Below are 26,377 nucleotides of genomic sequence, written 5' to 3'. Positions count from 1 at the left end.
AAAAACTGCTTGAAAGCATAAGTGAAAAAAACCGCCTTGCCGTCGGCGAGCATAAAAAAACAGGTGGCAGAGCGTTTTCGAAAAATGTCCGCCACCTGCCTTGATGCTATGCCTGGGCGGCCAGTACGCGGCGCTCCCACGGGGTGATCTCATCGAGGAAACTGCTCAACTCCAGCGTCTTGGTGGCGATGTAGCCTTCGATGAACTCCTTGCCGAACAGTTCCCGCGCCAAGTCGCTACGCTTCAGACGCTCCAGGGCCGCATGCAAGGTACATGGCAGGCTCAATTGATCCGGCACCTCGAACTCGCCCTGGATAGCCGGGGCGGGTTCGAGCTGCCGCTCGATACCGTGCAGGCCCGCCGCCAGGCTTGCGGCGATCGCCAGGTACGGGTTGGCGTCAGCGCCCGGCAAGCGATTCTCGACCCGTCGCGCCTCCGCCGAGCTGGCCGGGATGCGCAGGCCGGCAGCGCGGTTGTCTTCGGACCAGCAGGCATTGTTGGGCGAGGCATAGGGGTGACACAGGCGCTGATAGGAGTTCACGTTCGGCGCGAACAAGGCGGTGAAATCCGCCAGGCACGCCTGCTGGCCGCCGATGAAGTGATAGAAGGCCGGCGTCGGTTTGCCCTGTGCATCGCTGAACACATTGCCGCCGCCCGCCACCTCGACCACGCTCTGGTGAATGTGCATGGAACTGCCCGGCGTGTGCGCCAGCGGCTTGGCCATGCACACCACGGTCAGGCCATGCTTGAGCGCAACTTCCTTGAGCAGGTGCTTGAACAGCAGGGTCTGGTCGGCCAGCAGCAGCGGGTCGCCGTGCAGCAGGTTGATCTCGAACTGACTGACGCCCATCTCGTGCATGAAGGTATCGCGCGGCAAGCCCAGGGCGGCCATGCAGCGATAGACCTCGTTGAAAAACGGTCGCAAGCCGTTGTTGGAACTGACGCTGAACGCCGAATGACCTTGCTCGCGGCGACCATCCTTGCCCAGCGGCGGCTGAAACGGCTGGCTGGGATCGCTGTTGGGGGCGAAGACAAAGAACTCGAGCTCCGTCGCCACCACTGGCGCCAGGCCACGGGCAGCGTAACGGGCGAGCACGGCCTTGAGCAGGCCGCGAGTGGACAAGCCCGAGCTTTCACCACTGAGCTCTAGCGCATCACAAATCGCCAGGGCCCGGGGCTCATCGCTCCAGGGCAGGCGATAAATATGGTGTGGATCGGCCACCAGCGCCAGGTCGCCGTCGTCGCTGCCATAGAAGCGCGCCGCCGGGTAACCGCCCATGATGCATTGCAGCAGAACGCCGCGGGCCATCTGCAGGCGGCGACCTTCGAGAAAGCCTTCGGCGGTCATCACCTTGCCGCGAGCAACGCCATTGAGGTCCGGGGTAATGCACTCGATTTCATCAATGCCCGTCAATCGCTCGGCGAGAGAACGTTGGCCATTGCTCGTCATGACTTGGTCCTTGTTATCTTTAACAAGCCGCGAACGGCGACCCCTCAACATAGTCTCGGGGTGTTAAAAATATCAAGCACTCACACCAGGGCAATGCCATTGGCATTGCCCTGTAGAGACAAGCCTCAGTCGCCGAGCCAGGCGCTGCGCCATGCATCCAAAGTCCCCTGGTCAAGCATCCACTCACGCTGCACCGCCGCCCGCAATTGCAGACCCGCCTGGCGCAATGCGGAGCGGTCAGCCAACTGCGCACGGATGGCCTGTACCCAGTCAGCGGGACTGTTGTTGACGCGAGTGACCGGCAACGTCGTGCGATAGCCAGGCATGTCACTGCAGACCACCGGGAAGCCGCAGGCACCATACTCCAAGAGACGCTCAGGGCCCTTGAACTCGCTGCCCAGGCTCGCCCGCAAAGGTGCCAGGGCCAGATCCAGATTGAGGCGGGCCAGCGCCTGGGCACGCTGTGCTGGCGCAACAACGGGATGAAGCTCCTTGATATGCGCACGCAGCGCGGGCGGACAGCAGCCATACATGACCCAGTCGACCTCTGCCGACAGGGCCTCGATCACCTCGGCAATCGAGGCAAGATCGTCCGCCTCCGCCGGCGCCCCAAACCAACCCACCCGCGGCCGCGCCGGACGCTGCGCCGCAGGTTCCGGCAGCAGCCACTGCTCAGGGTCCAGACGACTTTCGATCAAGCGCACATCTGCATGCAGATGCCGCCCGACCTCGGCCATCATCGAAGTCGCCACCACCACCCGGTCGACCTCAGCCAGCATTTCACGCAGCAACTGCATGTCTTCACGGGACTCGGGCAGCACATCCAGCTCGTAGACCCGGGCAGCGCTGGAGTACGCCTTGATGCTGCGCAGCGCCTGGAGCTTGGCCGGCTCTGCACGCCCGTGCATGACGATCACCTGGGCACCAAAGCGTTCGAGCTCGACAGCCCCGGGCAGGGTTCCAACCTGAGCGGTCTGAATCGTTGCCAGTTGTTGATGGCGGTGCAGCGGCTGGCCCAGACGATCCCAGGCGCTGTAGCTTTGCTGATCGACATGGGCCAGAACGACCGGCGCGCCGAGGCTGAACAACGGCCGCCAGTTCAAGGCCAGCGAGCCGAGCATGCTGGCGCTGCGATCATCCAGCGAAACATTGCCGTTGCAGGCCGGGTCGCGGGCAAGCTTCGCCAGCCAGCGCTCACACAGTGCACGCTGGGTCGTGCCGGCAAACGGCGCGAGCTCGGCAGTGTTCATGTACAGGCAGCGCGCTGCCCACACCGTCAGATAGCCATGCTGCCCCAGGCGCAGGCACAGGTCGACATCGGCGCCTTCGTCGGCGAAAGCCGACGCATCGAAGCCGCCCGCCTCGGCAAACAAGGCCGTACGCACCAACAGGCAATCCTGTGTCACCGCGCTGTAGTTCTGGTCCAGCTGCAGACGACCGAGGTAACCGGACGCTTCGCCGCTGTCACCGGCAAACACCCGGCCGGCCCCGGAAAACACCCCGGGAAGCAAACCGGCGTGGGAAATTTTGCCATCCGCCGAAAAACCCTTGCCGCCGACCACTGCCACTTCCGGGCGCAAACCGTGATTGAGCAGGTGCTGCAACCATTGCCCCTCGATCACCGCCGATTGGCTGGAGAAGAACAACAGCAACTCACCCGAGGCGTACTCGGCACCGAGGTTCCTTGCCGCACTGGCAGTGCACAGGCTCTCGGCACGCACGATGCGCAATTGCCCCGGGGTGAACTGTTCGACATCCTGCAACCACTGGCTGACCTCCTGCGGCGCGTCACCGCACTCAACCACCAGCAATTCGTAGTGCGGGTACTGCGTATGCTCCAGCACGCTGGTGAGGCAGCGCTCCAGTGCCGCCAGATCGCTGTTGGCGACGACCACGATCGAGACCAGGGGCTGATGCACATGCCCATAATCAATGGCAAAGCGGCCCTCACCGAACGCCGACACCTGGGCATCACTGTAGCCACGCGCATCCAGGTGCTGCGTGATTGCCAAGTGCCCGGTATTGGCCTCAATAACGGGCGGCCGGCTGAACAACAGCGGTTCTGGAATGTGCCCGAAACCATTGATGCCATGCTGGTTGACCAGGCGCAGAATCAGCTCGAACTCCATCGCCCCAGCGAAGCCTTCGCTAAAGCCGCCACAGGCCAGCAGTGCCTCTCGGCTGAACAGCCAGTGGCCAGCCATCACCGAAGGATTGCTGAGCAAAAAGTCCAGGTTGAAGCCCGGCCGCAACCCTACGCTGACCTGCCCCTTGGCATCACGCGTGGCGTAATCTGCGAACACCGCCGCACAGGCTGCAGCACCCGGCAGCTCGAGGGCGACGCAAGTCAGGCCGGCGGCGGTAAATTCCTCCCCTGCCCGGGCCAGCAGCACCCAATCACAGTGGCTTTGCTCAAGTAACTGGTTGAGCTGGGCGGCCAGTGCGTGCGGCTGCAGTTGCATCAACGTGCAAGACGAAGGCCCAGCCTGCACTTGCGGGTCGGCACTGAGCACCATGACCTGAGGGGTATAGGCCGAATCCTGGCGATACAGGCTGTCAAGCGTAAGCTGCAGCGCCTGGCGGTCAGCGTCAGGGTCGAGGACAATAATGCCGATGTTCGGCTGCTGTGCCCGGCCCTGCAAATGCTCGGCAAGCAACCGGCGGTGTTCAGCACCCAGCACACGCCCGTCCATCCAGTGGGCAGTGAACAGCGCCGTTTGCACACGGATCGAGTTATCGATGATCATCTTCATGAGGTTGACCGGCTGGAACAGCGAGCCGGGTTGCAGCGGTGCCACATCAACCATCACACCGCCTGAAGGATCAGCCCAGCCCAGCTCATAGACGCTGCGGGTAAAGTCCTTCTGCCCTTGGCCAGCCTCCAATTGGGCCCAATTGACCCGACTGAACTGCTGTTGCGACACCCGATAGCGGGTCAATGGCCGCTCCAGCAAGGCCAGGTTGCCCCGCTGGAACAAGCGCGCCGCCATCGCCATGTCACCGAAGCCGACGATCAGTTTCCCCTGCAGCGACATCACCTGGTCGCCGAATGCCAGCAGATCCTCGCGTCGGCACAGCATGCAGCTCGGCTCACCGATGAAGTTGAGCGGGTAGCGCGCCAGGAACGCGACCAGTTGCGGCCCATCGATCACCACATCGTCAGCGAAGGGGAACATGTACGGCAATTTCGGCGGGGTGATTTCACCTTTCTCGTTGATCACCAGCCGTCGCGAGGATGCCAGGGCGATCGAGGGATCGCGCTCCATGACCTCGACCAGCGTGGCAACGCAATCGGGCAACAGCTCGTCGTCATCGTGCAGGGTCTTGATGTACTTGCCACGCGCCGCCTCGACACAGGCGACGGCATTGGGGATCTCACCAAGCGGCTGCTCGTTGTAGATGTAATGAATCGGTACCCGGCTGCTGTCGCGATAACGCTCGACGATCGCCGCGATCGCACCGCTGCGATTATCGTCGCAGATCACGATCTCGAGATTTTCGTACGTCTGGTTACAGGCGCTCTGCAGCGCTACCTCGAAGTAGTCAGACTTATAGGCGGGAATAACAACGCTGACCAGCGGGTTCGACGTAAGCATAGGAATTCAGGCACCACCGACAAATAGACAGGACACCCGCGCCGAACAGCCAAAAAGCCGACACCGCGAGCCGCGCCTAGCGCCAAAGCAAGTTCCAAGCCAGCGCGTTATGGGCGCCTGGCTACACGGTCCCCGGCAGGGTCAGGCCATTCGCCGGTAGCGGCAAGGCGGTCTTGTAGCGCACCTGCTTCAAGGCAAAACTCGAACGGATGTTGGCCACCCCCGGCAAACGGGTGAGGTAATCGAGAAAGCGCTCCAGGGCCTGGATGCTCGGCAGCAGAACGCGCAGCAGGTAGTCCGGATCGCCGGTCATCAGGTAGCACTCCATGACCTCCGGGCGTTCGGCAATCTCCTCTTCGAAGCGGTGCAGGGATTGCTCGACCTGCTTCTCCAGGCTGACATGAATGAACACGTTCACATCCAGGCCCAATACCTCCGGCGCCAACAAGGTCACCTGCTGGCGAATCACCCCCAGTTCTTCCATGGCCTTGACCCGGTTGAAGCAGGGTGTCGGCGAGAGGTTTACCGAGCGCGCCAGTTCGGCGTTGGTGATGCGGGCATTTTCCTGGAGGCTGTTGAGTATGCCGATGTCCGTACGATCCAGTTTGCGCATGAGAGAAAGTCACCTGTTTTTTGTCTTTATAAGGAATGTTTATCCGCAAGCCGCAGCAAAGGCAACGAACTTGAGAAAAATATTCTTCAGGCGCCGGAATATCATGTAGGGCAAGACTGACTAGCTGGTCACAAGCCAGATGTCAGTAGCGACCGCTTCAAAGCTCAACAAAAACACAAGACAGAGCGAGCGTAAAAAAGCATGAACGAGTACGCCCCCCTGCGTTTGCATGTGCCCGAGCCTACAGGCCGGCCAGGCTGCCAGACTGATTTCTCCTACCTGCGTCTGAACGATGCCGGCCAGGTCCGTAAACCTCCCGTCGATGTAGACGCCGCCGATACCGCGGACATCTCCTACAGCCTGATCCGGGTGCTGGATGACAAGGGCAATGCCCTGGGCCCCTGGGCCGAGGACGTCAGCCCCGAGATCCTGCGCCAGGGTATGCGCACCATGCTCAAGACCCGGCTGTTCGACAGCCGCATGGTGGTGGCCCAGCGGCAGAAAAAGATGTCGTTCTACATGCAGAGCCTGGGTGAAGAAGCCATCGGCAGCGGTCAGGCCATGGCCCTGAACCGCAGCGACATGTGCTTCCCCACCTACCGCCAGCAAAGCATTCTCATGGCCCGCGACGTGTCGTTGGTGGAGATGATCTGCCAACTGCTGTCCAACGAGCGCGACCCGCTCAAGGGTCGTCAGTTGCCAATCATGTACTCGGTGCGCGAAGCCGGCTTCTTTACCATCAGCGGCAACCTGGCGACCCAGTTCGTCCAGGCGGTCGGCTGGGCCATGGCCTCGGCCATCAAGGGCGATACCAAGATCGCCTCGGCCTGGATCGGTGACGGCGCCACCGCCGAATCGGACTTCCACACCGCGTTGACCTTCGCCCACGTCTACCGCGCGCCGGTGATCCTCAACGTGGTCAACAACCAGTGGGCGATCTCCACCTTCCAGGCCATCGCCGGTGGTGAATCGACCACCTTCGCCGGTCGTGGCGTGGGTTGCGGCATCGCCTCCCTGCGGGTCGACGGCAACGACTTCATCGCGGTCTACGCCGCCTCGCGCTGGGCCGCCGAACGGGCCCGTCGCGGCCTGGGCCCGACGCTGATCGAATGGGTCACCTACCGCGCCGGCCCGCACTCGACGTCGGACGATCCGTCCAAGTACCGCCCGGCCGACGACTGGAGTCACTTCCCCCTGGGCGACCCGATCGCCCGCCTCAAACAACACCTGATCGCCATCGGTCACTGGTCCGAGGAAGAGCACCAGGCGGTCAGCGCCGAGCTCGAAGCCGAGATCATCAAGGCGCAGAAAGAAGCCGAGCAATACGGCACCCTGGCCGGCGGCCAGATGCCGAGCCCGGCGTCGATGTTCGAGGATGTCTATAAGGAGATGCCGGAGCACTTGCGCCGGCAGCGCCAGGAACTGGGGATCTGACATGAACGATCACAACACTTCAATCCAGTTGGAAACCGCCATGGCGACCACCACCATGACCATGATCCAGGCCCTGCGCTCGGCCATGGACATCATGCTAGAGCGCGATGACAACGTCGTGGTGTATGGCCAGGACGTCGGCTACTTCGGTGGCGTATTCCGTTGCACCGAAGGCCTGCAGGCCAAGTACGGCAAGTCGCGGGTCTTCGATGCGCCGATCTCCGAAAGCGGCATCGTCGGTACCGCCGTGGGCATGGGTGCCTATGGCCTGCGCCCGGTGGTGGAAATCCAGTTCGCCGACTACTTCTACCCGGCCTCCGACCAGATCGTCTCGGAGATGGCCCGCCTGCGCTATCGCTCGGCCGGCGAGTTCGTCGCCCCGCTGACCCTGCGCATGCCTTGCGGTGGCGGCATCTATGGCGGCCAGACGCACAGCCAGAGCCCCGAGGCGATGTTCACCCAGGTGTGCGGCCTGCGCACGGTGATGCCGTCCAACCCTTACGACGCCAAGGGCCTGTTGATCGCCTCGATCGAAAACGACGACCCGGTGATCTTCCTTGAGCCCAAGCGCCTGTACAACGGCCCGTTCGACGGCCACCACGACCGCCCGGTAACCCCGTGGTCGAAACACCCGGCCAGCGCCGTGCCGGACGGCTACTACACCGTACCGCTGGACAAGGCGGCAATCACCCGCCCGGGCAAGGACGTCACCGTGCTGACCTACGGCACCACCGTGTATGTATCCCAGGTGGCCGCTGAAGAGACCGGCGTCGACGCCGAAGTCATCGACCTGCGCAGCCTCTGGCCGCTGGACCTGGAGACCATCGTCGAGTCGGTGAAGAAGACCGGCCGTTGCGTGGTGGTCCATGAAGCCACGCGCACCTGCGGTTTTGGCGCCGAGTTGATCGCACTGGTCCAGGAGCACTGCTTCCATCACCTCGAAGCCCCGATCGAACGCGTCACCGGTTGGGACACCCCCTACCCGCACGCGCAGGAGTGGGCGTATTTCCCCGGCCCTTCGCGAGTGGGCGCGGCATTGAAACGGGTCATGGAGGTCTGAATGGGCACGCACGTCATCAAGATGCCGGATATCGGTGAAGGCATCGCACAAGTTGAACTGGTGGAATGGTTCGTCAAGGTCGGCGATACCGTCACCGAAGACCAGGTCGTGGCCGATGTCATGACCGACAAGGCCACCGTCGAAATCCCTTCGCCGGTCAGCGGCAAGGTCCTGGCCCTGGGCGGCCAGCCCGGTGAAGTCATGGCGGTGGGCAGCGAGCTGATCCGCATCGAAGTCGAAGGCGCCGGCAACGTAGGCGCGGGCTTGCCCCGCGAGGAGGCCCCGGCGATCACCGCAAAGGCCCCGGAACCTGCCGCCAAACCGGCTGCACCAGCACCTGTTGCAGCACCCGCAGCCGCAGCACACCAGCCCGCCGCTATCGTCCCGCGCGAAGCTCACGAGCGCCCACTGGCCTCGCCTGCGGTACGCAAGCGCGCCCTGGATGCCGGTATCGAGCTGCGCTATGTACACGGCAGCGGCCCAGCCGGGCGCATCCTTCACGACGACCTCGACGCGTTCCTGGCCCAGCCAACCACCCGCAGCCAAAGCGCCCCTGGCGGTTACGCCAAACGCAACGACAGCGAACAGATCCCGGTGATCGGCCTGCGCCGCAAGATTGCCCAGCGCATGCAGGATGCCAAGCGTCGCGTCGCCCACTTCAGCTACGTCGAGGAAATCGACGTCACCGCCCTCGAAGAGCTGCGTCAGCACCTGAACAAGAAGTGGGGCGACAGCCGCGGCAAGCTGACCCTGCTGCCGTTCCTGGTGCGCGCCATGGTCGTCGCCCTGCGCGAATTCCCGCAGATCAACGCCACCTACGACGACGAAGCCCAGGTCATCACCCGCCACGGCGCGGTGCATGTCGGCATCGCCACCCAGGGCGACAACGGCCTGATGGTACCGGTGCTGCGTCACGCCGAAGCCGGCAGCCTGTGGAGCAACGCCGGCGAGATCGTGCGCCTGGCCAATGCCGCCCGCGGCAACAAGGCCAGCCGTGAAGAACTGTCGGGCTCGACCATCACCCTGACCAGCCTTGGCGCCCTCGGCGGCATCGTTACCACACCGGTGGTCAACACCCCGGAAGTGGCGATTGTCGGAGTCAACCGCATGGTTGAACGGCCAATGGTCATCAACGGCCAGATCGTCATTCGCAAGATGATGAACCTCTCCAGCTCGTTCGACCACCGAGTGGTCGATGGCATGGACGCGGCACTCTTCATCCAGGCCATTCGCGGCCTGCTCGAACAACCTGCCAGCCTGTTTGTGGAGTGACCATGCAACAGACGCTCAACACTACCCTGCTGATCATCGGCGGCGGCCCCGGCGGTTATGTCGCCGCCATTCGCGCCGGCCAGCTGGGCATTCCCACGGTACTGGTCGAAGGCCAGGCCCTGGGTGGCACCTGCCTGAACATCGGCTGCATTCCGTCCAAGGCGCTGATCCATGTCGCCGAGCAGTTCCACCAGACCCAACTGCACAGCCAGCAGTCGAACCTGGGCATCAAGGTTTCACCGCCGAGCCTGGACATCAGCCAGAGCGTGGCCTGGAAAGACGGCATCGTCGATCGCCTGACCAGCGGCGTTGCCGCCCTGCTGAAAAAGCACGGGGTCAAGGTGATCCACGGCTGGGCGCAGATCCTCGACGGTAAGCACGTCGAGGTCGACGGCCAGCGTATCCAGTGCGAACACCTGCTGCTGGCCACTGGCTCAAGCAGCGTCGAACTGCCGATGCTGCCGCTCGGCGGCCCGATCATCTCCTCCACCGAGGCCCTGGCACCGAAAGCCCTGCCCAAGCACCTGACCGTGGTTGGCGGCGGCTACATCGGCCTGGAGCTGGGCATCGCCTACCGCAAGCTCGGCGTCGAGGTCAGCGTGGTCGAAGCCCGCGAGCGCATCCTGCCGACCTACGACAGCGAACTGACCGCGCCAGTGGCCGAGTCGATCAAGAAGTTGGGGATCAAGCTGTACCTCAAGCACAGCGTCGAAGGTTTCGATGCCGACAAGCAGGCATTGCAGGTACGTGATCCGCAAGGCGAACTGCTGCAACTGAGTACCGACCAGGTACTGGTCGCGGTTGGTCGCAAGCCTCGCACCCAAGGCTTCAACCTCGAGAGCCTGGCGCTGAAGATGAACGGTTCGGCGGTTGCCATTGATGAGCAGTGCAAGACCAGCATGCTCAACGTCTGGGCCATCGGCGATATCAGCGGTGAACCGATGCTCGCCCACCGGGCCATGGCCCAGGGTGAAATGGTTGCCGAAATCATTGCCGGCAAGTCGCGGCGCTTCGAACCGGCCGCCATTGCCGCGGTGTGTTTCACCGACCCGGAACTGGTGGTGGTCGGCAAGACCCCGGAACAGGTCGAGCAGGAGGGCCTGGACTGCATCGTTACGCAGTTCCCGTTCGCCGCCAACGGCCGGGCGATGACCCTGGAATCGAAAAACGGGTTCGTGCGCGTGGTCGCCCGTCGTGACAACCACCTGATCCTTGGTTGGCAAGCGGTTGGCGTTGGCGTCTCGGAGCTGTCCACCGCCTTTGCCCAGTCACTGGAAATGGGCGCCTGTCTTGAAGATGTGGCCGGGACTATCCATGCTCACCCGACCTTGGGTGAGGCGGTGCAGGAAGCGGCACTGCGTGCCCTGGGCCACGCCCTGCATCTGTAGACACTGAAGCGGCTGAGGCCGATTTGACCCGCTGCCCTGCGCAGCGGGTCCTTTTTCATTTCGCCCACCGGCGGCGATTTGAATTGACTTGCCGCAGACGGCAAGGGTTGTCCTCTTCGAGGCAAAGCATGCTCCGCATCCCTCCCTGGCGTATAGCGCCACCCCCCGAAAATACTAGCTCTTGGCCCTGCCAGAAGAGCTGGCACAAGACTTGCCACTGACCGAAGGTCAACTTGCATCCATCAAGGAGAGTGATCAGGTGAGTAGCATCAACGCAGTCGGCGCTCAGCCGCTGGCCATCAACCCGACCCGTGGCGTGGCCGAAGCAGCCGCCGCCGAACAGGCCCAGTTCCGCCCGCCCGTACCAATCAGCAGCGCCGACCGGCAGCAGCACAGCCATGCCAACACCTCGCAGCAAAGTGCCGAAGATGCCCGCGAGGAGGCCTTCGCCAAGCTCAAGGTGCAGCTGCAGAACCCGGATGTGGACATGCGTGAGCAAGCCAGTATCGGCAACAGCGAAACCGGCAAGAGCGCCGCCCAGGAATTTCGCGACTACATGGCCCTGAGCCCGGCAGAGAAGATCAAGCTCAAGCTGCTGAACGAACTGGGCATCAGCAAGGAAGAGTTCGAGGCCTTACCGCCTGCCGAAAAGGACAAGATCGAACGCAAGATCGCCGAGCAGATGAAGAAGCAAACCGAGCTGGAGTCCCTGGCCAGCCTCAACGCTCATCTGCAAGCGCCTGAGCTGTCGAGCAAACTGGTGGCCAACCTGACAGCGACCCAAGGTGCCAGCCAAGGCACTGGCGATGACCATCGGGAAAAAGACTTCAGCGCCTGACCCTCCTCCCCGCTGCTGCCGCGCGCGGCGGCAGCGCCCTACCGAGCCAATGTTGGCCGACTTCTTGCTGAGCCAGGGTAATCACAGTCAATTGTCGGATTCATGGCGCCCACGCCGGTTGATCCAGACCATGACTCGGTGCCGTGGCGTAGCCCCAGCAATGCCATGTGCCATTTTTCAGTCATCACGAGCACCCATTGCCATGGCCGAATCCGTTCCCGTCACCAGCCCGCTGCTGCCACCGCTGGAGGAGTTCATTCCCTACCTGCAGCAAATCTGGGACAGCAAGCGCTTGACCAACGGCGGCCCCTTTCATGAGCAACTGGAGCAGGAACTGGCCGATTACCTCGGGGTGAAACACATCTCGCTGTTTTCCAATGGCACCCTGGCCCTGGTCACCGCGCTGCAGGCACTGCGCATCACCGGCGAAGTCATCACCACGCCCTACTCCTTCGTCGCGACCGCCCATTCGCTGCTGTGGAACAACCTCAAGCCGGTCTTCGTCGACATCGACCCGCTGACCAACAACCTCGACCCCAAACGCGTGGAAGAAGCCATCACCTCGGCAACCACCGCGATCCTGCCAGTGCATTGCTACGGCATTCCCTGCGATGTCGAAGGCATCCAGCGGGTCGCCGACACCTATGGCCTGAAAGTCATCTACGATGCCGCCCATGCCTTTGGCGTTCGCGATAATGGTACGAGCGTGCTCAACCATGGTGACTTGTCGATCCTCAGTTTTCATGCGACCAAGGTGTTCAACACATTCGAGGGCGGCGCCATCATCTGCCCCGACGCCAAGATCAAGCAGCGCATCGATTACCTGAAGAACTTCGGCTTTGCCGATGAAGTCACGGTCATGGCGCCCGGCATCAATGGCAAGATGAACGAAGTGCAGGCGGCCTTCGGCTTGCTGCAGTTGCGTCACATCGATGATGCCCTGGTCCGCCGCCGGGCGGTGTTCGAACGCTACCGCCAGGCCCTTGAAGGCGTACCAGGCGTGCGCCTGCTGGAGCCACCGGCAGGCCTGGAATGGAACTACGCCTACTGCCCGATCCTGATCGATGCCGAGCGTTTCGGTTGCAGCCGCGACGCGCTGTACCAGCGCTATCGGGACCAGGACATCCTCGTACGCCGTTACTTCTACCCGTTGATCAACGAGTTCCCGATGTACCGGGGCCTGCCAAGCGCCGACCTCAGCGGCCTGCCTCATGCCTGGCAGGTGTCGCGTCAGGTACTGTGCCTGCCGATTCATCCGCAGCTGTCCACCGAGATACAACAGCAGATCATCGACCTGGCGCTGGCCTGCCATGCCGAACAGACCCGCTCTTCATCTACCGCGCTTGAGCTTTGATCCAGTCAATGAACGCCAGCACCTGGGGCCGCTGCAAGGCATCGGCCCGGCACACCAGGTAGTAGGCAAAGCGCGCTGGCCAGGGTTTGTCGAGGGCCAGTTGCAACTTGCCGCTGGCAAGATCCTCCTCGGCATGAGTGTCCTGCACCAGGGCGATCCCCTGGCCGGCAGCCGCTGCCCGCAGCAGCAGAAGGTCATCCTCGAAACTGGCCCCACGCATGGCCCGCGGATCATCAGCAACGCCATGGGCCTGCAACCACAGCTGCCAGTCGGCGCGATCGGCATCGTGCAGCAACGGGTACTTCAAACAATCGGCAGGCCGCTTCAATACCGGGCCCTGCGCCAGTAGCCGGGGGCTGGCCACCGGCAGCAGTACCGGCGCCATCAGCCGGATCGACTCCAGCCCCGGATACTGGCCCAGCCCATGGCGCAGGGCGACGTCAATGCGCTCACGCTGAAAATCCACCCGCTTGGCCGAGGCTTCCACACGCACCTCAATCTGCGGATGCAGAGCATTGAAATGCCCCAGACGCGGCACCAGCCAGGACGCCGCAAAAGACGGCACAGTGCTGATGGTCAAGGTCTTGCCCGGCGCCAGGTGCGCCAGCAATGCCAGCGATGCCTCGATCTGATCGAAGCCTTTAAGCAGCCCCGGATACACTCGCGCGCCGGCCTCGCTCAAGTGCACGCCATGCCGGCCGCGCACGAACAGCACCACGCCCATGCGTTCCTCGAGCAGGCGCACTTGCTGGCTGACCGCCCCCGGCGTTACCCCCATCCGTTCGGCGGCCGCCTTGAGGCTGCCCAGACGCGCCGCTTCAGTGAAGGCCCGCAATGCCAGTAACGGTAGGACCGCGCCCATTTTTACCTCTCCATGGTTTAGAAAATCTATCGCCTAAACGCAGGATTGATCGTTTTTCAATCAGCCAAGGCCCGCCTAGCATAGCCCTCATCAAAAACAGTAACCAAGGAGATGGGACATGCAGTTGATCCTTTATAGCGATAGCTCACCTAATGGCTTCAAGATCACCATCGCCCTGGCGGAACTGGAGCTTCCCTACACCCTCAAGCACGTGCAGATCGACCGTGGCGAGCATCGTCAGGCTGATTTTCTCAAGCTCAACCCCCACGGCCGCATTCCAGTGCTGGTTGACCCTGAGCACGACATCACCCTGTTCGAGTCTGCGGCGATCCTGTTGTACCTGGCACAAAAGTACGGACGCTTGCTGCCGGACAACCCGAGCGAGCGCTGGGCAGCAATCACCTGGTTGCAGTTCCACGCGGCGAGCATGGGACCGATTCTCGGCCAGCGAGTGCATTTCGAACGGTTCGCCAAACACCCCTGCCCCGATGCCATCGCTCGCTACCGGCGCCTGAGTGAAGAACTGTTCAGCACCCTCGATCAACGCCTGGCCGAACACCCCTGGCTTGCCGGCAGCGAGTACTCGATCGCCGACATTGCCACCTTCGGCTGGACCCATATCGCCCGGATCATCGAGTTTGATTTCAGCCAGTACCGGCATTTGAGCGCCTGGCACGAACGACTCGGTCAGCGCCCTGCCGTCCAGCGTGGCATCCACCTGCCGGCACCCGCCACGGGCCCCTGAAACGCAATAGAGCCGCTGTTTTGCGCCGTTGCCATTGAGGCAGGATTGGTAGATCGCTGGAAACTACAGCGCTCAATCGAACGCGGCCTGGATGAACAGTTCCAGCGCCTTTTCTTCGAGGATCTCGATAGAGAAATGCCCGAAACGCTTGGGCAGCCAGATGATGCGTGTTCCGGACGGGGATTGCAGGTCGCTACGGGCCAGTGGATTGCCGTTCTCGTCTTCTGGCTGCACGCCGTCGGCCTGCAGTTCGTCGTAGGCCTTCTCGATGTCCGGTGTCGAGTAACAGTGGCGATAAATCATGCCCTCGCCCTGGATATCCAGCAATTGCTTCAAGTTCCCTGCCGATGGCTGCACCAGCATGAAACGCTCCTGACCTATCAGCGCAATCGCGTACCGTACACTCAGGCCACCTCGCTCCCACACCAGTGTTCTGGAGATTCTGGCTTTGAGTATCTTTGCGTAGTAGGCGCAGGCTTCGTCGAGGTTCTTGACCAACACATCGACATGGCTGAACTTCAACTCCATTGCACGACTCCAGGTAAAATGACCAACAGGAACCGGGCAACTTTAGAACAGATACGCAAACCGATGTGCATCAGGCTGGTCGAGTGACAGCGGATTACGCTGCACGCCTTGAAAGGATGGTGTCCCAGGCAGGATTTGAACCTGCAACCTTCCCCTTAGGAGGGCCAAATAAACATACTCAATATCAATCGCTTACCCTTAAAAACAGACACTTATAGTTTGGTTGCATCCGGTAAAACCGCCTGATGTTGTAATTTTTGCTGCCATGCTGCTGTCACGGTGAGCCATGAAAACCAAGTTCAGCCAGAAGTTGCTCAACGGCCTGAAGCCTGAGAATAAGCCCTACCGCGTCCACGACACCAATCAGCCCGGGCTTTTCATCCGCGTGCTGCCCAGCGGGCACATGAGCTATATGGTCACCTGGGCACGGAACAAGAACGTCACCCTTGGCCGTGTCGGCAAGATGACGCTCGAGCAGGCCCGGCAGGAAGCTGCCCGCTAGTTGGCCGATGCCCACGAGCACGGCGAACAACTGGCAGTCCCCCAAGGCCGTAAAGGTGCGACCTCCCCTACCCTGCGCGCCTTCATAATATAGGCGCCGGAAGACGCCGAGTTCGACGGTATGCCACGAGAAGCCATCGAGACCGGCATGGTCGATCTGGCGCTGCCTGGTGGAAATACCGCAAAAGCAGAGACTCCGGCGGGGCTTTTCTAATAGATGAACGATGAGATTTGATGGGTACCAACGTTTTATGACTCAGCCAGCCCACGTCCCATTGGGGTTTCAGCTCATTCGAGACACGCCATTGTTGAGCGCCCACGGTCCATTCGCCAAAAACAAATCGACATAATATTGACACCAAAACACCCATCCGTCGGAATATTGGCACGCCGCACTGTTAACTGCGCTTAACACCTTTACAAAGCCTGACCCCACAACTAAACAAACATCAAACTGATATCAGGAATGGCCGTATCCCTGAGTCGGTGCTACCCAAAACACGGCCTCACCCAGCCTTTCTCCAGGAGACCCTTCCACATGGGTACTCTCAGTCTATTGCGTGCCATGCGCAGCGCAGCCCCAGGCTGGCGTCCACGTTCGCCCGACTTGTCCTGCGATGCGCGGCTCAAGCGCGGCGAACATTTCCACCCCCGCAATACCCGCGCGCCTCTGCCGGCAGCGCTTGTCCCGTCAGCTGGCCGACGATGTCCAACGGCCGCCTCGCACCGCCCAAGAACAACCTGAGCGGCGCAAGAACGGGACATCGTCCTGTTAGCAGTCCCTAGCGATTCTAAAAATAAAAAATGGCATTTTCGGGAGAAAGACATGGCTACCACCACAACGACCAGCGGCGGCACCGTTACTTCGCTTTCCAACACTCCGCAGGCGCAGGACGACATTTTCACTACCGGTGTAATTGGCGCGAGCACCGCGGCCATCACTGAAGACCTGCTGAGAGTCATATACCTGGACGTCATGTCCAATGACCTCGGCGGCAACGCAAAGACACTTTGGTCACTCGATGACGCGACCAGTCTTTCTACTGCCACCAAGATTTATGCGCCGGCCGACCTCCTGATCCAGGACACCGGCAGAATTGAGGCGACGAGTACTGACACCAGTTTCAACGGGGCAAAGATCTGGATTTCGTCGGATGGCAAGGTCGGCTACGACGCCGCTACGTTGTCGACTGCTTTCAAGGCACAACTCCAGTCGCTTGCTGCCGGAGGCTCCCTGACAGACAGCTTTACCTATGCGATTCGTCTGGGCAACGGCACGCTCAGCTGGGCCACTGCGCAGGTGCAATTCGCTGGCGTGAATGACGCTGTGACAATAAGCATCGGCGCACAGTCCGGCACGGTAACCGAAGAGGGAGCTACGACGCTGAGCCCGACCGACTCGCTGAATACGACAGGCACTATTGCTTTTAACGATGTAGACCTGAGCGACACACATACCGCCTCTTTCGTGGCTGCGGGAGGCAACACCACAGCGCTGGGCAACTTCGTCCTTGCGCCAGTGAGTGAAGCGACCAACGCGGCAAACGGCACCGTTAACTGGACTTACACCCTGAATAATGCGGCAGCCCAGCACCTGGCTCAAGGTCAGACTGCTACCGAAACCTATGTGGTCACCCTCAATGATGGGCATGGCTCGACGACAACGCGGGATGTAACTATCACCATCACCGGCACCAACGACCAAGTACAGATCACCAGTGGCGTGCAGGCCGGCGATGCCAAGGAAGACAGCGGTGACTACGCGGCCAGCGGCAGCATCACCTTCACTGACGTCGACCTGATCGACACCCATAGCGTCAGCGTCACGCCAGGTGCTTCCGGCTATCTGGGCACTTTCACCACTAACCCACTGAGCGACAGCACCGGCACGGGCAGCGGTTCTCTTGGCTGGAACTTTGCGGTGAACAACTCCGCATTGCAGTTCCTCGGCCAAGGCCAGAGCGTCACCCAAACCTATAACGTGGTAATCGGCGACGGCGCGGTGCAGACCGTGAGCATTACGATTACCGGCACCAACGACCAGCCGACGCTGACGATTGTCGACAGCACTGGAGCGATGAACGAAGGCAACGGCACGGCCACCCTGAGTGACAGCGGTGCCCTGAGCTTTGCCGATCTGGACAACGCCGACACAGTGACCGTGTCGCAGACCGCTAACAACGACATCGTCTGGAGCGCCGGCGTGCTCAATGCGGGCGTGGCCTCGGCGCTGGTAACCGGTTTCTCGGTCGACCAGAACAGCTGGGACTACAGCAGCAATCAGAACCTCGACTTCCTCGGTGCGGGTGAAACCATCGCTTTCTCGTACGCGGTGGTCGCGACCGACGATAGCGGCGCGGCTAACGCTGCCTCGTCGACACAGACTGTCACCATCACTATCACCGGCACTAACGACGCGCCCGTACTCAGCTTCGCAACGGGCGATGATGCCGGTGCAGTGCAGGAAGACACCACACTCAGCGTGAGCGGCCAGTTCAGCTCGGCCGACATCGATCACGCTGCCACCGCGACCTGGAGCATCGCCGGTACGGATACCGGCACTTACGGCTCGATCGTAGTCGACAGCACCGGAAAATGGACTTACACCTTGGCCAATGGCACCGATGGCGTCGCCAGTGCGGTGCAGTCGCTGAAGGCGGGCGAGAGTCACGATGAAGTGTTCAGCGTGCAGGTCAGCGATGGCCTGGGTGGCGTGGACACTCAACTGGTGACCGTTACCGTCAGCGGCACCAACGACGTCGCCGTACTGTCCTCGGCCAGCATCACGCTGACCGAAACCAATGCCCCACTGAGCACCAACGGCACCCTGACCATCAGCGACGTCGATAGCGCCGCGACCTTCGTCGCCCAGTCCAATACCGCTGGCAGTTACGGCCAGTTCTCCATCGGCACTAATGGCGCCTGGAGCTACGTCGCCGACTCCGCCCACAACGAGTTCGTCGCCGGCACCACCTACACCGACACCTTCGTGGTGAGCAGCGCCGACGGCACCGCGACCGCAGTGACGGTGACCATCACCGGCAGCAACGATGACGCCGTGCTGTCCGCCGACATCGCCAACCTGACCGAAACCAACGCCCCACTGACCACGGCTGGCACCCTCACCATTAGCGACGTCGACAGTGCCGCGACTTTCGTCGCCCAGACCAACACCGCCGGCAGTTACGGCCAGTTCTCCCTCGGCACCAATGGTGCCTGGAACTATGTCGCCGACTCCGCCCACAACGAGTTCATCGCTGGCACCACCTACACCGACACCTTCGTGGTGAGCAGCGCCGACGGCACCGCGACCGCAGTGACGGTGACCATCAACGGCAGCAACGATGCCGCCGTGCTGTCCTCGGCCAGCGTCACGCTGACCGAGACCGATGCCCCACTGACCACCAACGGCAGTCTGACCATCAGCGACGTCGACAGCGCCGCGACCTTCGTCGCCCAGACCAACACCGCCGGCAGTTACGGCCAGTTCTCCATCAGCACTGACGGTGCCTGGAGCTACGTCGCCGATAGCGCCCACAACGAGTTCGTCGCCGGCACTACCTACACCGACACCTTTGCGGTGAGCAGTGCCGACGGCACCCTCACCTCGGTCACCGTGCATATCCTCGGCAGCAACGACGCCGCCGTGCTGTCCTCGGCCAGCGTCACGCTGACCGAAACCGATGCCCCACTGACCACCAACGGCAGTCTGACCATCAGCGACGTCGACAGTGCCGCGACTTTCGTCGCCCAGACCAACACCGCTGGCAGTTACGGCCAGTTCTCCATCGGCACTAATGGTGCCTGGAGCTACGTCGCCGATAGCGCCCACAACGAGTTCGTCGCAGGCACCACCTACACCGACACCTTCGCGGTACTCAGTGCCGATGGCACCGCGACCGCAGTGACGGTGACCATCACCGGCAGCAATGACGCTGCCGTGCTGTCCTCGGCCAGCGTCACGCTGACCGAGACCGATGCCCCGCTGACCACCAACGGCACCCTCACCATCAGCGACGTCGACAGCGCCGCGACCTTCGTCGCCCAGACCAACACCGCCGGCAGTTACGGCCAGTTCTCCATCGGCACCGACGGCGCCTGGAGCTACGTCGCCGATAGCGCCCACAACGAGTTCATCGCCGGCACCACCTACACCGATACCTTCGCGGTACTCAGTGCCGATGGCACCGCGACCGCAGTGACGGTGACCATCACCGGCAGCAACGATGCCGCCGTGCTGTCCGCCGACATCGCCAACCTGACCGAAACCGATGCCCCGCTGACCACGGCTGGCACCCTCAGCATCAGCGATGTCGACAGCGCCGCAACTTTCGTCGCCCAGACCAACACCGCCGGCAGTTACGGCCAGTTCTCCCTCGGCACTGATGGTGCCTGGAGCTACGTCGCCGATAGCGCCCACAACGAGTTCATCGCCGGCACCACCTACACCGATACCTTCACGGTGAGCAGTGCCGACGGCACCCTCACGTCGGTCACCGTGCATATCCTCGGCAGCAACGACGCCGCCGTGCTGTCCTCGGCCAGCGTCACGCTGACCGAGACCGATGCCCCGCTGACCACCAACGGCACCCTGACCATCAGCGACGTCGACAGCGCCGCGACCTTCGTCGCCCAGACCAACACCGCCGGCAGCTACGGCCAGTTCTCCATCGGCACCGACGGTGCCTGGAGCTACGTCGCCGATAGCGCCCACAACGAGTTCGTCGCTGGCACTACCTACACCGACACCTTTGCGGTGAGCAGTGCCGACGGTACCGCGACCGCAGTGACAGTGACCATCACCGGCAGCAATGACGCTGCCGTGCTGTCCTCGGCCAGCGTCACGCTGACCGAAACCGATGCCACACTAACCACCAACGGCAGTCTGACCATCAGCGACGTCGACAGCGCCGCGACCTTCGTCGCCCAGACCAACACCGCCGGCAGTTACGGCCAGTTCTCCCTCGGCACTGACGGTGCCTGGAGCTACGTCGCCGATAGCGCCCACAACGAGTTCGTCGCCGGCACCACCTACACCGATACCTTCACGGTACTCAGTGCCGACGGCACCGCGACCGCAGTGACGATGACCATCACCGGCAGCAACGATGCCGCCGTGCTGTCCTCGGCCAGCGTCACGCTGACCGAAACCAACGCCCCACTGACCACGGCTGGCACCCTCACCATTAGCGACGTCGACAGTGCCGCGACTTTCGTCGCCCAGACCAACACCGCCGGCAGTTACGGCCAGTTCTCCCTCGGCACCGATGGTGCCTGGAACTACGTCGCCGATAGCGCCCACAACGAGTTCGTCGCCGGCACCACCTACACCGACACCTTTGCGGTGAGCAGTGCCGACGGCACCCTCACGTCGGTCACCGTGCATATCCTCGGCAGCAACGATGCCGCCGTGCTGTCCTCGGCCAGCGTCACGCTGACCGAGACCGATGCCCCGCTGACCACCAACGGCAGTCTGACCATCAGCGACGTCGACAGCGCCGCGACCTTCGTCGCCCAGACCAACACCGCCGGCAGTTACGGCCAGTTCTCCATCGGCACCGACGGCGCCTGGAGCTACGTCGCCGATAGCGCCCACAACGAGTTCATCGCCGGCACCACCTACACCGATACCTTCGCGGTACTCAGTGCCGATGGCACCGCGACCGCAGTGACGGTGACCATCACCGGCAGCAACGATGCCGCCGTGCTGTCCGCCGACATCGCCAACCTGACCGAAACCGATGCCCCGCTGACCACGGCTGGCACCCTCAGCATCAGCGATGTCGACAGCGCCGCAACTTTCGTCGCCCAGACCAACACCGCCGGCAGTTACGGCCAGTTCTCCCTCGGCACTGACGGTGCCTGGAGCTACGTCGCCGATAGCGCCCACAACGAGTTCATCGCCGGCACCACCTACACCGATACCTTCACGGTGAGCAGTGCCGACGGCACCGCGACCGCAGTGACAGTGACCATCACCGGCAGCAATGACGCTGCCGTGCTGTCCTCGGCCAGCATCACGCTGACCGAAACCAATGCCCCACTGAGCACCAACGGCACCCTGACCATCAGCGACGTCGACAGCGCCGCGACCTTCGTCGCCCAGACCAATACCGCTGGCAGTTACGGCCAGTTCTCCATCGGCACTAATGGCGCCTGGAGCTACGTCGCCGATAGCGCCCACAACGAGTTCATCGCCGGCACCACCTACATCGATACCTTCACGGTGAGCAGTGCCGACGGCACCGCGACCGCAGTGACAGTGACCATCACCGGCAGCAATGACGCTGCCGTGCTGTCCTCGGCCAGCATCACGCTGACCGAGACCGATGCCCCGCTGACCACGGCTGGCACCCTCAGCATCAGCGATGTCGACAGCGCCGCAACTTTCGTCGCCCAGACCAACACCGCCGGCAGTTACGGCCAGTTCTCCATCAGCACGGGCGGTGCCTGGAGCTACGTCGCCGATAGCGCCCACAACGAGTTCATCGCCGGCACCACCTACACCGATACCTTCACGGTGAGCAGTGCCGACGGCACCGCGACCGCAGTGACAGTGACCATCACCGGCAGCAATGACGCTGCCGTGCTGTCCTCGGCCAGCGTCACGCTGACCGAAACCGATGCCCCACTGACCACCAACGGCAGTCTGACCATCAGCGACGTCGACAGTGCCGCAACTTTCGTCGCCCAGACCAACACCGCCGGCAGTTACGGCCAGTTCTCCCTCGGCACCAATGGTGCCTGGAGCTATGTCGCCGACTCCGCCCACAACGAGTTCGTCGCCGGCACCACCTACACCGACACCTTCGCGGTGAGCAGTGCCGATGGCACCCTCACCTCGGTCACCGTCCACATCACTGGCAGCAACGACGCGCCGGTAATGACGGCTGGTGGGTCTCTGTCATACACAGAAAACCAGGTAGCGACGACGATCAACTCGGCGCTGACGGTCACCGATATCGACAGTAGCAACCTGACGGGCGCGACAGTATCGATCACCAGTAACTTCGCCACGGGTCAAGACGTACTCGCGTTCACCAACCAGAACGGCATTACCGGCAGCTACAACGCTGGCACTGGCATGCTGACACTGACCGGAGCCGCTACGGTGGCGCAGTATCAGACCGCGCTGCGCTCGGTGACCTACTCCAACAGTAGCGACAACCCTTCAACGACGGCGCGCACCATTAGCTTCCAGGTGGATGATGGGACGGCGGCCAACCATGCCAGCAATGTCGCAACAACGACCGTCACGGTGTCGGCAGTCAACGAAGCACCGACGACTTCTGGCTTGGCCATAACCGAGACGTCGATCAGCTTCGTCGCGGCCGACCCGGACAATGCGACGCTGTCGCTGCAGAGTCCATTTGCCGCAGCATTCGGCAACCCCTCGATCACCAGCGGCGCCAGCACGAATCTGTCCCCCGTGGAGCAAGGCTCCGTGGTGTCGGGTACCTTGCAGGTGAAAGATGGCAGTGTTGCGGCGAGCGTGGTGGAACTCTATCTCGGCACGAGCGCGGGCAACAACTTCCAGGCGGGCAGTTCCGATACGGCGATCTACGGCTTCGGTGGCACGGACAATCTGTCCGGCGGTGCGGGTGCTGACTGGATTTTTGGCGGCGCGGGCAACGACGTGATCGTTGGCGCGGCGAATGACCGCCTGCTCGACGGCGGCACCGGAACCGATACCCTCAATGTCGGTAGTGTCTTCATCAATACGAGCGACAGCCAGATCGCGAACATTGAAAACATACAACTCACCGCAGCGTCAGGAGTACTGATCCTGAACGCTCAAACCGAAAGCTTCACCATCTTTGGTACTTCGGGTGCCGATCAAATCGTCACGGGCAGCGGGAATGACACGATCTTTGGCACTGACAACGACACACTGCTGGATGGCGGTACTGGCACCGACACCCTGGGTACGGGTCCCAACTTCACGAGCACAAGCGACGGGCAAATTACCGGTATCGAGAATGTATTGATCGGAACGGCAGCGACCCTGAACCTCTCCAACCAGACCGAAGGCTTCACCATTACCGGTTCTTCGGGTGTCGACACCATCACCGGCGGCACAGGTGCAGACAGCATCAGCGCGGCGGGTGGCAACGACATCATCAACGGTGCGCAGAACGACACGCTGCTCGACGGCGGAACCAATACCGATACGCTCAACGTCAGCGCGAACTTCACCAGCACCAGCAACGCCCAGATCGCCAATATCGAAAACGTGACGCTGACGGTTTCAGGGCTGACGCTCAACCTGGGCAACCAGACCGAAGCCTTCAATATCAATGGCTCATCCGGCGTCGATAACATCAGCGGCGGCAGCGGGGCCGACACCATCAACGGCCAGGCGGGCAACGATACGCTGACCGGTAATGGCGGGGCTGACCAATTCCGGTTGCGCACCAACGGTGGCACGGACACGATCACCGACTACACGGACAACATCGACAAGATTGGCTTCCTGGGTGGTGCCGTGACGGGTGGTGTCGGCTTCACAACCGCAGGGAGTTCGGCCGGTACAGCGCTGCTCTCCGCCGACTTTCAAACTCGCAACAGCATCAGCAACATCAACAACAATGACGACAACAAGATTGATCTGATCGACGCGAGTTCGCAGACGACGTCACAGATCACAACCGGCACTGGCGGCGGTGCCACCAACACCTACGTGATCGTATTCAACTCGACGACCGGCAAGGGCGAAATCTGGTTTGACACAGACTGGAGCAATACGGCGAGTCGGGTACAAGTGGCAACGCTGAACAACGTTACAACGTTGGCCGGGGTCGCTAACATCACAGCCTCAGACATCGTTGTCCATGACAGTATCCTCGGTCCAGCCGGTGTTGCCGGCAGCCCGATTAACCTGGGCCTGACCGATGCGGTGACTCACGCAGATGTCACCACGGTGAGCATTTCCGGTCTTCCCGCAGGCTGGACCCTGAACCAGGGCACCGACAATGGCAACGGCACCTGGACGGTGGACCAGAGCAGCCTGGACACACTGACGGTCACAACAGCGGCGGATTTCGTGGGCGCCAGGGTTTTGCCAGTCACCATGACCTGGACCAATGCCGATGGCACGGTGGAAAGCGAAGTCATTCGTGACAACGTCGAGGCCTACGCCCCCGGCTCGCCAATCTTCGCCTTGTCAGCGGACGACAACCTCACCGGTTCCAGCAGCGCCGACCTGTTCGTGTTCGCCCAGCCGATCGGCAATAACGTCATCCATGGCTTCGATGCGGCGGCGGACAAGATCGACTTGATCGGCTTCACCGGTGTCACTGGTTATGCTGACTTGAGTATCGCTAACGACGCAAACGGCGATGCGCTGGTCAACATCGGCTACGGCCAGACGGTCACCCTGAAAGGTGTCGATGCGGCGGACTTGAGCGAAGCGAACTTCCAGTTCGATGTGGACCCGCTCACCAACAACGCCGGTACCCTCAGCATTGCCGACGGCGCGATCATGCCGTTCGGTGGCAGCATCCATAACACCGGCACGATCGAGCTCGGCTCCGCCGGCAGTGCGACCCACCTTGAGATTCTGTTTCGTGGCGCAACCTTGACCGGTGGCGGTCAGGTGCAGCTATCCGACAGCGCGCAGAACGTGATTTTCGGTGGCAGCGCCGACACCGTGCTGACCAATGCCGACAACCGCATTTCCGGTGCCGGCCAGTTGGGCGCAGGGCAGATGGTGCTGGTCAATGCGGGGCTGATCCTGGCCAGCGGGCTGAACAGTCTGGTGCTCGACACCGGCACCCACACCATCACCAACAGCGGAGTGCTGGAATCTACGGGTACAGGCGGCATGACGGTGGCCAGTGCGGTCGACAACTCCGGCCACCTGTGGGCCAATGGTGGCGACCTGCACCTGCTGGCCGACGTGACCGGCAATGGCAATGCCACCATCGACGGCGACGCAACCCTGAGCTTCGATGGCACCGCCCATACCTCAGTCGCCTTCCACGGCGAAGGTGCAGGCACGCTGGTGATCGCACAGGCCGAAGCGGCGAGCTCGCTGGTCGGCATCCTAGGTCTGGAAAGCGATGACATGCTGACCTTCGGCGATCTCGCCTTCGGCGCCAACACCCAACTCAGCTACAACGCCAACGCCTCTGGCGCCGGCGGCCTGCTGACGGTGGATGACGGTGTGCACCGGGCTGAAGTGAATCTGCTGGGGCACTACTCGGTGAATGACTTCCAGGCCACCGACGGCGGCGAGGCCGGCACCCAGGTCAGTTACCACGGCGAATCCAGCGGCACACTGGTGGGGAGTATGGCGGCGGACGTACTCAGTGGCGGCGACGGCAACGACATCATTGTGGGTCGTGGCGGGGAGGATACTCTCAGCGGTGGCGCGGAAGCCGATGTGTTCGCCTACTTCAACGTGAATGAAGGCGGCGACCATATTCTCGACTACAACTTCGCCGAAGGTGACACAGTCGACCTCTGCGCATTGCTCAGTGCCAACTTCGTTAGCGGTACCAGCCAGGTGTCCGACTTTGTCCAACTGGCGCAGTCTGGCAGCGACATCACCGTGAAGGTGGATGTCGATGGCGCAGCCAATGGTACGAACTTCGCCGATGTGGCGGTCCTTGCCAACACGGGCACGAGCGGTACCGATCTGGTGCGCACCTGGTTTGGGGAGGCTGACCATACGCTGACGGCTTGATGTTGGGCTGGAGTTGAATCCAACGCTGCAGGCAGCCACAAAAAAGCCC

14 protein-coding genes are annotated in these 26,377 nt (G+C 62.1%); 9 read left to right on the top strand and 5 right to left on the bottom strand.

The window, feature by feature from the left end; genetic code table 11:
* Window positions 1-106 precede the first annotated feature (106 nt).
* The 3 genes from PspR32_RS07390 to bkdR all read right to left on the bottom strand — a co-directional run bounded on the left by PspR32_RS07390 (window position 107) and on the right by bkdR (window position 5,659).
* Complete coding sequence (locus tag PspR32_RS07390) at window positions 107-1,348, bottom strand: glutamine synthetase family protein (protein WP_174242322.1); 1,242 nt, start codon at window positions 1,346-1,348, stop codon at window positions 107-109.
* A 227-nt stretch (window positions 1,349-1,575) separates the two neighbouring features.
* Window positions 1,576-5,046, bottom strand: a complete 3,471-nt coding sequence (locus PspR32_RS07385) for a glycosyltransferase (protein ID WP_159388270.1) — start codon at window positions 5,044-5,046, stop codon at window positions 1,576-1,578.
* A 121-nt stretch (window positions 5,047-5,167) separates the two neighbouring features.
* Complete coding sequence (gene bkdR, locus PspR32_RS07380) at window positions 5,168-5,659, bottom strand: Bkd operon transcriptional regulator BkdR (protein WP_010224946.1); 492 nt, start codon at window positions 5,657-5,659, stop codon at window positions 5,168-5,170.
* A 201-nt stretch (window positions 5,660-5,860) separates the two neighbouring features.
* On the opposite strand from bkdR, the gene PspR32_RS07375 reads away from it, so the two are divergent.
* From PspR32_RS07375 to vioA, 6 genes are all read left to right on the top strand, one after another.
* On the top strand, window positions 5,861-7,093 hold the full coding sequence (locus PspR32_RS07375) for a 3-methyl-2-oxobutanoate dehydrogenase (2-methylpropanoyl-transferring) subunit alpha (RefSeq protein WP_010224945.1): 1,233 nt from the start codon (window positions 5,861-5,863) through the stop codon (window positions 7,091-7,093).
* 1 nt (window position 7,094) lies between these two features.
* A complete protein-coding gene (locus tag PspR32_RS07370) occupies window positions 7,095-8,153 on the top strand; it encodes an alpha-ketoacid dehydrogenase subunit beta (protein ID WP_010224942.1) in 1,059 nt (352 codons plus the stop codon).
* Window positions 8,154-9,425, top strand: a complete 1,272-nt coding sequence (locus PspR32_RS07365; RefSeq protein WP_100783124.1) for a dihydrolipoamide acetyltransferase family protein — start codon at window positions 8,154-8,156, stop codon at window positions 9,423-9,425.
* 2 nt (window positions 9,426-9,427) lie between these two features.
* Complete coding sequence (lpdA, locus tag PspR32_RS07360) at window positions 9,428-10,813, top strand: dihydrolipoyl dehydrogenase (protein WP_100783125.1); 1,386 nt, start codon at window positions 9,428-9,430, stop codon at window positions 10,811-10,813.
* Between the two features lie 259 nt (window positions 10,814-11,072).
* Window positions 11,073-11,651, top strand: coding sequence for a hypothetical protein (locus tag PspR32_RS07355; protein ID WP_145959312.1), 579 nt, complete (start codon window positions 11,073-11,075; stop codon window positions 11,649-11,651).
* 202 nt (window positions 11,652-11,853) lie between these two features.
* Complete coding sequence (gene vioA, locus PspR32_RS07350) at window positions 11,854-13,005, top strand: dTDP-4-amino-4,6-dideoxy-D-glucose aminotransferase VioA (RefSeq protein WP_159388269.1); 1,152 nt, start codon at window positions 11,854-11,856, stop codon at window positions 13,003-13,005.
* Here the strand turns inward: vioA and PspR32_RS07345 are convergent.
* Window positions 12,986-13,867: a LysR substrate-binding domain-containing protein gene (locus tag PspR32_RS07345; protein ID WP_159388268.1), complete on the bottom strand. Its 882-nt coding sequence runs from the start codon at window positions 13,865-13,867 to the stop codon at window positions 12,986-12,988. The two genes, vioA and PspR32_RS07345, sit on opposite strands and share 20 nt — an antisense overlap.
* Window positions 13,868-13,985: 118 nt before the next feature.
* On the opposite strand from PspR32_RS07345, the gene PspR32_RS07340 reads away from it, so the two are divergent.
* Window positions 13,986-14,612 (top strand): glutathione S-transferase family protein, encoded by a 627-nt coding sequence (locus PspR32_RS07340; RefSeq protein ID WP_010224928.1) that lies wholly within the window; start codon window positions 13,986-13,988, stop codon window positions 14,610-14,612.
* 72 nt (window positions 14,613-14,684) lie between these two features.
* Here PspR32_RS07340 and PspR32_RS07335 read toward each other — a convergent pair whose 3' ends face one another.
* Window positions 14,685-15,140 carry a VOC family protein gene (locus PspR32_RS07335; RefSeq protein ID WP_010224927.1) on the bottom strand — a complete coding sequence of 152 codons (456 nt, stop codon included), beginning with the start codon at window positions 15,138-15,140 and terminating at the stop codon, window positions 14,685-14,687.
* A 286-nt stretch (window positions 15,141-15,426) separates the two neighbouring features.
* Between PspR32_RS07335 and PspR32_RS07330 the strand changes: the two genes are divergently transcribed.
* Both PspR32_RS07330 and PspR32_RS07325 read left to right on the top strand, forming a co-directional pair.
* Window positions 15,427-15,642, top strand: coding sequence for an Arm DNA-binding domain-containing protein (locus PspR32_RS07330; protein ID WP_010224926.1), 216 nt, complete (start codon window positions 15,427-15,429; stop codon window positions 15,640-15,642).
* Between the two features lie 825 nt (window positions 15,643-16,467).
* Window positions 16,468-26,328: a VCBS domain-containing protein gene (locus PspR32_RS07325; RefSeq protein ID WP_159388267.1), complete on the top strand. Its 9,861-nt coding sequence runs from the start codon at window positions 16,468-16,470 to the stop codon at window positions 26,326-26,328.
* The last annotated feature ends 49 nt before the right edge of the window (window positions 26,329-26,377 follow it).

Source organism: Pseudomonas sp. R32, assembly GCF_009866705.1.
Classification (GTDB): domain Bacteria; phylum Pseudomonadota; class Gammaproteobacteria; order Pseudomonadales; family Pseudomonadaceae; genus Aquipseudomonas; species Aquipseudomonas donghuensis.
This window is presented reverse-complemented; position numbering and strand designations above follow the sequence as displayed.

Excerpts from the sequence above, each read along its gene's own strand:
- PspR32_RS07390 (WP_174242322.1), bottom strand. The coding sequence starts at position 1,348 with ATGACCGCCGAAGGCTTTCTCGAAGGTCGCCGCCTGCAGATGGCCCGC.
- PspR32_RS07385 (WP_159388270.1), bottom strand. The coding sequence starts at position 5,046 with ATGCTTACGTCGAACCCGCTGGTCAGCGTTGTTATTCCCGCCTATAAG.
- bkdR (WP_010224946.1), bottom strand. The coding sequence starts at position 5,659 with ATGCGCAAACTGGATCGTACGGACATCGGCATACTCAACAGCCTCCAG.
- PspR32_RS07375 (WP_010224945.1), top strand. The coding sequence starts at position 5,861 with ATGAACGAGTACGCCCCCCTGCGTTTGCATGTGCCCGAGCCTACAGGC.
- PspR32_RS07370 (WP_010224942.1), top strand. The coding sequence starts at position 7,095 with ATGAACGATCACAACACTTCAATCCAGTTGGAAACCGCCATGGCGACC.
- PspR32_RS07365 (WP_100783124.1), top strand. The coding sequence starts at position 8,154 with ATGGGCACGCACGTCATCAAGATGCCGGATATCGGTGAAGGCATCGCA.
- lpdA (WP_100783125.1), top strand. The coding sequence starts at position 9,428 with ATGCAACAGACGCTCAACACTACCCTGCTGATCATCGGCGGCGGCCCC.
- vioA (WP_159388269.1), top strand. The coding sequence starts at position 11,854 with ATGGCCGAATCCGTTCCCGTCACCAGCCCGCTGCTGCCACCGCTGGAG.
- PspR32_RS07345 (WP_159388268.1), bottom strand. The coding sequence starts at position 13,867 with ATGGGCGCGGTCCTACCGTTACTGGCATTGCGGGCCTTCACTGAAGCG.
- PspR32_RS07340 (WP_010224928.1), top strand. The coding sequence starts at position 13,986 with ATGCAGTTGATCCTTTATAGCGATAGCTCACCTAATGGCTTCAAGATC.
- PspR32_RS07335 (WP_010224927.1), bottom strand. The coding sequence starts at position 15,140 with ATGGAGTTGAAGTTCAGCCATGTCGATGTGTTGGTCAAGAACCTCGAC.
- PspR32_RS07330 (WP_010224926.1), top strand. The coding sequence starts at position 15,427 with ATGAAAACCAAGTTCAGCCAGAAGTTGCTCAACGGCCTGAAGCCTGAG.
- PspR32_RS07325 (WP_159388267.1), top strand. The coding sequence starts at position 16,468 with ATGGCTACCACCACAACGACCAGCGGCGGCACCGTTACTTCGCTTTCC.